1 protein-coding gene is annotated in these 8,372 nt (G+C 69.2%); it reads right to left on the reverse strand.

The annotated features are described in order from the left end of the window. Nucleotides 1–12: 12 nt before the first annotated feature. A partial coding sequence (locus VM889_05605; GenBank protein ID HVL48012.1) for a CARDB domain-containing protein occupies nt 13–8,372 on the reverse strand: 8,360 nt, incomplete at its 5' end.

The following is an 8,372-nucleotide window of genomic DNA, read 5'->3' on the forward strand; positions in this document are numbered from 1 at the left end:
CCTCTTTCCGTCTCAACGGCGCCGGCGGGCGCCCAGGACCGCCGCGGCGACAAGAACGCCGACGAGCGCGAGGGCGGGCAGGCCCGGGACGGCTTTGGCCGCCGCGCCCAGGAGACCGCCTTCCGCTCCGACCTGAACGACCTCGAGACGCGCGTTGTTGGCTTCCTGCTCGTCGCCCTCCGCGTGGACGTTGTTCGCGTCCGCGATGGCAAGGAAGGCGTGGTCCCCGGCGACGGCGATCCACTCGAACCGGACCGTCTCCGAGGCGCCCGCCGCGAGGCGGGGCAGGGTGCGGAAGCCGATGAGCGAGTCGTCGACGTACAGGGCGACCGAGACGTTGTCGGCCTCGATCCGGCCCGCGTTCTTCACGACGGCGGTCACGTTGATGGGCAAGCCCGGCTTCAAGTTAACTCGGGGGGCGTACGAGAATTCCTCGATGAGGAGGTCGGCGGCCCCGACCTCCACGCTCACCTCGCCTTTTTCGACGCTTCGGGCGCCGGCGGCGGTCACGACGAGCGGGTAGCTCTCGCCGCGCGTGACGTTGACCGGGACGAGGACCCTCAGGGAGACCTCGGTCTCGGCGCCGGGCGCAAGCGCCAGGGCGGGGCGGGCAAGGCTCGCCGTCCAGCCCGGAGGGGCCGCGACGCTGAGCGACGCCTCGCCGCGCATGTTGCCGACGTTGCGGATGGTGACGGGCACCGTGAGGACCGTCTTCGGGCGACCGAGGACGCTCGACGCCTCGAAGAAGGGCGCGAGAACGTCCGTCTCCTCCACCGTCGCCGCGAGGACCGCGCGGCTCGAGACGCCCTTCTCGTTCGTCGCGACGAGAAGCAGCTCGTACACCGCGGGGGGCGCGCTCGTGGGCGTCGTCACGCGGAGACGGACCACGGCGCGACCGTACGGGTCGACGGTGACCGTCTGGGGCGCGATCGCCCAGCCTCCCGGGAGCGAGGCGGCGGACACCGTGACGCGGTCCCGCGCGTTCCCGAGGTTCCGGAGCGGCACCTCGAGCGTGCGTTCGCCCGGGGTGAGGGACGCGCCGCCCGAGGCGAGCGCGAGCGCGTAGATGGGCTCGACCGCGAGGACGACCTCGCCCGCGCGGGATTCGGTCGTGTTCTGGCTGCGGGCGACGAACCGGAGCGTCGCGTTGCCCGCTTCGAGCTTCGCGGGAAGGTCGATGAGCACGGTGAGGTTCGCGCTCGTGCCGTTCGCGAGCGTGACGGAGGTCACGCGGACGTTGTCCTGGTAGACGAAGCCGCGCACGCCCGGCGGCCCTTCGATGCGCACGTCGAAGGTGTCGGAGGCCTCGCCGCCGTTCGAAAGCAGGATCTGGGCCGTGGGGGCCGCGCCCGGCTTCGCGGAGATGAGGGCGTCCCGCCACGCAACGTCGATGCCCAGGCTCCGGACGAGCACGGGGAGCGCGCGCAGGTTGTCGCCCTGCGTGTCGACGCGCTCGCGGATGCCCGAGAGGGGGATCGCGCTTGCGAAGACGACGGTCTTCCCGGGGAAGAGCGCGCGCCACGTCCGGTTGACGTGGACGGTCTCGCCGGGCTCGATGGAGCGGATGATGAACGGCGATCCGTCGAGGCTGCTCACGAGGTCCGTCGCGCCGACCTTGAGGGAAACGCGGACGCTCGTCGCCGCGACGCCGCCGTTGTTCGTGATCGCCGCGTCGAGCCACACGGCGTCGCCGACGTTCGGCTGCTCGTTCGCGGCGCGGATCTCGACCTTGAGATCGGGGAAGGCGGCCTTGAGGACGTTCACCCGCGTCACGGCGACGTTGTCGTCCTCGGAAAGCTCCACGATGGCGTTCGCGAGGTCCACGATCGCCGTGAGATCGTGCTGGCCCGGCGCGAGCGGCGTCCACCGCAGCGTGAGGGTGCGGCTCTCGTCGACCGGGATGATCGGGATCACGGGGATCTCGGTTCCGTCGAGCATCCGGAGGTCCTGCGGCGCGTCGGGGTTGCGGTCCTCGACGTCGAGCGTGACCCCGCGGGCCTCGAGCAGGCCCTTGTTCCGGATCGTGACCTCGACCGCGCGCGGCTGGCCCGGCGGGAGCGACGCGTCCTCGGGCGAGAGGCGCGGCGGCTCCACGACGAGGTTCGGCCACTTGAGGTACTGGTAGTTCAGCGTGAGCTTGACCTCGCTCCGCGTGTAATTGTCGGTCTCGGAGACCGCGACGACGGGGAAGGGCAGCTGCCCCTGCTTGCCCGCGAGGTTCGCGACGGTCGGGACGCAGATGCGGAGGCCGAGGACGACCTCCTCCTGCGGGTCGAGCTCGATCGTTCTCAGGCGGTCGCGCTCGCGGCCCGGAGGACAGAGGTCGCGCGAGACCGGCAGGCCGGTCTGCGCGAGGATGCGGCCCTTCGGGTCGAGGATCGTGACGTTCCACGCGGCCGGCAGGACCGCGGGACGCATGTCGGCGTCCGCGAAGTGGAAGGCGTAGGCGTCGCGCACGCCGCCCGCGTTCCGCATGACGAAGCGGAAGGTCTTGTCGACGTTGTCCGTGATGAAGCTCTCCTCGTCGCGGTACAACGTGGCGCCGTAGGGGCCGATGCGGAGGTCGTCGATCCACCAACCGCTGAAGACCTCGCGCTGCTGAATGGCGACGACGAAGGCGATGCGGATCTTCTCGACGCCGGGCACCGCGCGCGCCTCGCGGACGGCGTCGGAGATCGAGATGCTCCGGGACACGAAGTGGCGGATCGCGAAGCCCGCGGTTTCGGCGCCGAACAGATCGTCGATGTCGGCCGCGCGGATGGACTCGAGCGTCACGAGCTGGTTGCTCGAATCGTAGCCGAGCACGTGCAGGCTCACGTCGTGCACGCCGCTCTTGCGCCGCTCGAAGAACGAGACGAGGCCGGCTCCTCCGTCGGGCCCGACGAAGACCTTCGCGTCGAGGAAGGGCGTGTAGAGCGTCATGTAGACGGGCGTGCAGGGGTCACGGTTCGGGACGCCGCAATCCTCGGTCGGCTTCGGAGGCTCGGCCCCCTCGCCCGGCTTCATGATGGTGTACGAATGGAGGGGGAAGTGGAACGCGTGGTCGGGCGTGTGCGAAACCTGCGTGGTGATCGACGGCGCCTGGAGCGTCGGGGAGGGCGTCGCGCCGTCGCCCCAGTTCGGCGGGCGGCCGAAGGGATGGGCGGGCCCGTCGACGCGGTCGCCCTCGTTCCGGCCGCACCAGGCGTTGTCGATGCAGGAGAGCGAAGCGTCCCCGTCCTCGACGAGAACGAGGGCGCGGAACGGCTCCTTTCCGAGGTAGAACGTGGTCGAGAGCGAGCGCTGGCCGTTCTCGAAGACCGACGTCGCGGTGATGCGGTAGATCCCGTGGCGGTGATGCTCGAGGGTCGCGAACGGGATGGACCACGCGAACGTGCGCGTTTCACGGGCCTCGCGCAAAACCGAGGACCCGCCGCGGATCGCGTCCGAGAGCGTGACGCGGATCGGGTTCTCGAGCGCGCCGCCGTGACCCAGAGGGCCTTCGATGACGGCGTAAAGCTCCTGGATGCGGATCTCCGAGATGCCGTCGTTGCGGACGTCCACCTCGAATTCGAACGGTTCCTTCCGCGAGAGGTTGTAGGCCGAGGGTTTCGGCTCGATCGCCGTCACGGCGACCGCGCTCTCGGTCACGAACTGGCGCGAGGGCACGACGTGGGCCGGCGGCTTGTTGTCGCCGACGAGCATCTCGAAGTCCTCGCCCGTGCGGGGGCGGTCCTGGCGGTGCTCGATGAAGGTGGTGATCACGAGATCGTGGCCGCCCTTGGTCGGCGCGGACATCGCCTCGAAGACCGCCCCTTCGCGGAACTCGCAGAGCCGGTAGGTCGTCGAGACGGGGATCACGTCCTCGCCGAAGGTCCGGCCGTCGCACGCGCGGAACTGCGAGAGCGTCCCCGCGAAGGTCCGGCGCGTGGCGGGATCGGCATTGCCGAAGGCGTCCACGTTCTCGATCCGGACGGTGAGGCGGACGTCGCGCAGCGTCTGCTGCCCCTTGTTGATGGCGTCGATCTCGACGGGGAGCGCGACGCCCGAGCGGTAGAACTTCGTCGGGTCGGGCGCGACCACGTTCGAAGCCGCGTTCACGAGGTGCTTCACGCCGATCACGCGCACGTCCTGGATGTCCCATCCGCGGCCCTGCACGCTCGAGTCGCTGAAGGCGCGGAACCGCAGGAGCAGGTCCGAGGCGTCGAGCACGCTCGCCGTGACGGTGATGTTCGTCACGTGGAGGAAGTCCGGAAGGCGTTGGGTCTCGCCCGCTGCGAACTGCGACCCGATGGTCGTCGCCGCCGTGCCGAAGCCGACGTGCCACCCGACGAGGACTTCCTTCCCCTTGTAGGCGGAGAGGTCGTACGTGAAGTGGCATCGGAGATCGAGGCACGCCGTCCCGGAGTCGAGGAAGACGCCGTGGGCCGGGAAGCCGAACGGGCTGTTGAACTCGGGGTCGCCGCCGCGGCCCGCGCAGTGGCTGTGGACCGCGAGGGACGGGCTCGTCTTGTCGACCCAGAGCGTCGATCCCGTCGCAAGCGAGAGGCCGTTGCCGCGCCGCGCCGAGGTCGGGACCTGGGGCTCCCACGTGGCGCCGCCGTCGGTCGAAACCTCGACGCGCGCGCACGAGAGCTGTTGGGAGCGGAACTCGCCCGCCAGGATGAACTGGTGCATCTCGAGCTTGTAGCGCGCGTCGAAGGTCATCCGCACGTCGCCCACGGCGGCCTTGAGGTCGACGGGGGTGATGTAGCGGCCCGCCCCGCCCGCCGTGACGCCGGGGGTCGGGTGCGCGAGCTTCTTGATCGTGTTCGGGTTGAACGTGATGTCTTCCTCGTTGTGCGCGAGGTCGACGCTGTTCATCGCGCAGAATCCGCGGCCGGTCGAGAACGTGGAGTACACGCCCGGGGGCTTGCTGTACGGCACTGCGCAGGTCTCGGGCGTTCCGGTCACGGAGTCGGACCACATGCGGGGCTGGCCGACCTGCGGCGCGACGCGCCACGCGCTGCGGTTCGAAGTCTGGACGTGGTTGACCTCGCCGTTGTCCGTGCGGACCATCTTCGTGACGTAGCCGCCCGTCCAGTTCCAGCCCGAGGGGAGCGCGGGGTTCGGGCCGCAGCCGTTCGACGGGTTCGCGTGGCACTTGAGATCGTCGAAGTTCTCGTGCACGAGGTCGACGAGCCCGCCGCCGGGGCGTTTCATCTGGATCCGCACGTCGTCGATGGCCCACCCGTAGTGGTTCGAGAGGACGTCGGTGTCGCCGCCCTTCCCGTGGATGCCCGACGCCTTGTGCGTCCCCACCGCGACCTGGTGGGAGAAGACGAGGGAGAGCGGCTTCGACGTGTCGAGGCCGGCAAGCGCGATCTCGTGGACGTTGAGCGTCCAGTCCCGATAGTTGTCGTTGTACTGGCGCGAGGGCGGCGTGACGAGGCTCACCGCGCGCCCCTGGCCGTCGCAGCAGATGGCCACGACGGCCGCGTTCGGCTCGCGCGGTTCGCGGGGCTGCGTGTTCGTGCTGGGTCCGACCTCGCGGCGGATGAGGCCGAGGCCGCGCCAGTCCTGGAAGGTGATCACGAGGCTCGAGCCGGGCTCCGCGTTCGAGAGCGTGAAGTGGCGCGAGATGTTCTTCGTCGTCTCCGCGTAGCCGCCGTAGCGCGGCGGCTCGGGGTTCGTGTTGCTCGACTGGGCATTGATCTGGCTCTGGCAGCGGCGGTACTTGTCCACCACGAGCAGGTCCGTGTTGTAGCGGGGGTCGTTCACGACGGACGTGAGCGCGCTCGTGTCGGTCGGGATTTCGCAGAAGAGGGCCGACTTGTCGCTGAACAGGAGGCCCTTTCCGCTCCGGGGCTTCACGATGTGCGTCTCATAGGAATCGTTGCGCCACGTGCCCGTGAGCTGCGGGTAGCGGACGAGACCCTCGTTCTGCTTGTCGAGGAACCGCTCCTCGAAGAGGATCGCGCCCGTGCGGATGACCTCCGTGAACTGGGAGAGGTCGAACGAGTCGTTGCGGAACCCGTTGCTCGTGCCCGTGAAGGCGCGCTTGACGATGCGGGGGTCGCCCGCGGCCGCCGACGAGAGATGGTCCGGATAACCCGCCTCGGGGTGGAGCGTCCGCCATTCGATGCGGCCGTTCCTGAGGAACCCGACCTCGACGATGCCGCCGTCGTGCTGGCGCTCGAAGTCGTACGAGTGGTTCATCACGATCTTCAGGTTGCGGATCGACCGGAGGTTCTGGAGGCGCAGGAGCGTGAGGGACGCATTGAGGTCCGGGCCGTAGCCACCGTCCTCCGAGAAGCGCCAGGCCCCGGCCGTCCCCGCCTTCGGGTCGAACCACCAGGGGGCCTCCGGCACGAAGGCCGTCGTGAGGTTCTGGTCGGGCGCGGGCACGAGGTTGTCGAACACGTCGAACTTGATGCGGCGCACGTTGTCGGGCAGGTCGACGGACTCCGCGGGATGGTGGACGCGGAAGACGACCTCGTACACGCCCGAGGCGCGCGGCGTCCAGCCGCGCGGCACCGTCACGATCTGCGCCTGCCCCGCGGGGAGGTCGTAGATCGGGAGCACGATCGGCGCGGGAAGGTCGGAGACTCCCGTGCCCTCGCGGAGGACGTCGATCTCGAGATAGAAGGAGCGCTCGCGCGGAAGCGAGGGATCGAACTCCTCGGGGAAGCTGCCGACGTTCTGGACGGGGATCGAGAACGTGACGGGCGCGCCGAGGTAGCCGAGGCAGCCCGCATCCGAATAAACGGCCCGGCACGAGTTCCACTGGAGCTTCGGATCGAAGACGTCCACCGCGGGCGCGACGCGCACGCTTCGCACCTTGCGGAGCTCGACCGTGCGCGTGAACGCGTCGTTCAGCGGGTTCTCGTCGAGGAAGCGGAACGATTCGCTCTCCGAGGCGTTGAGGTCCGTCCAGACGATGATGTCGTAGAAGCCCGGCTCCGTGGGGGTCCACTCGATGGGGAAGACGCGGGTGCGGTTGCGCTCCGGGTTCTCCAGGTTGAGCTTCCCGGGGATCGCGTCCGCGGCGGCGAAACCCGTGGAGAGGCTGTAGCGCGTGATGGGGATGAGCGGAGCGTCCGGGTTCGCCACGTAGTCGACGTTCGGATCCTTGCGGAGGGCGATCACGGTCGGGGCGCCGTTCTGGTGGATCTCCACCGAGACGTTGATCCCGTTCTGCGTGTAGAGACCGTGGTTCGTCACGACGGCAACGAGCGTCTGCGCGTTCTTCACGGGCCGATCGGTCTTGACGCAGTCCGCGAGATCGCGTTCGACGCCGTCGATCGAGCAGATGGCGGGACCCACGATCCTGCCGTCCGGCGGGGACACGATCGCGGAGACGCCGACGTCGTTCGCGAGCGCGCGTTCCGCGACGCGGATGTCGTCGATCGCCCAGCCCATCGAGGGCTTGTGGAGGTGGTCGTAGGTCTGCTTCGTCGCGTGGAACTCGATGCGGTAGGTGAGACCGCGCAGCTCGTTCGCCGTGTACTTGCCGAGGTCGAACCGCTTCTCGGTCCAGCGGCTGGCCTCCTCCTGGCCCGCGGGTGAGCCCGAGCGGTCGGCGAAGGCGTTCTTCACGACCGTACCGTCGTAGTTGATGCCCGTGAGGTTGCAGCCGCGAAGCAGCGTCCGCGCGGCCGCGTTGGGGCACGAGGCGAGGAGCGCTTGGCCCTCGGGCAGGTGGCGGAAGACGCCTCCGGTTTGCGTGACCGCGCACGGCGTCATCATGATGCCCGCATCGTAGCCGCCGTCGGGGATGAGGAGGTCGTGCACCACCGTGCGTCCGAACGCGTCGACGCCGGTGATCCAGACCTGGCCCCCGTCGAGCACGTAGTTCGCGGGATTGAGACCGGGGCGGACCTTGTAGCCGGTGTCGGCGCAGATCGGGGGATTCGACGGATTGCTCACCGTGCCCTTGTCCTTCTGGAACGTGTAGTTCGTGACGAACGAGAGCACCGGCTCCTGCGAGCTCGCGAGGGAGAAGGTGGGCGTTCGGGCGACGGTCCAGACGATGCGGTTTGCGGGGTAGTCGTTCTCGCCGAGGAGACCCCACCGGAGGCCGAGCGTGCTGTCCTTCCGGCCGACGGGCTCGTAGCGGTTCGCGCTCTCGAGGTGCCAGAGCGAGGGGAAGCGGTAGCTGCGCATCGTCTTGACGAAATTCTTGCCGGCCTCGACGCCGAAGTGCGTGATGTTCCAGCCGCGGCAGTACGGCTCGCGCTGCGCCCGCTCGACATAGGCGTTCTGGTTCTCGGCCGAGTTGAGCATCTTCGCGGGCGCGCAGTTGATGAACTTCGCGTACGCGGCTTCGCCCGCGAACTGGTCGTCTCCGTTCTCCTCGAAGAGCGGCGCGCCCTGGTAGCCTTGGCCGACGCGGGTGCGGACCCGGATGTCGT

Source organism: Candidatus Thermoplasmatota archaeon (assembly GCA_035540375.1).
Taxonomy (GTDB): Archaea; Thermoplasmatota; SW-10-69-26; order JACQPN01; family JAJPHT01; genus DATLGO01.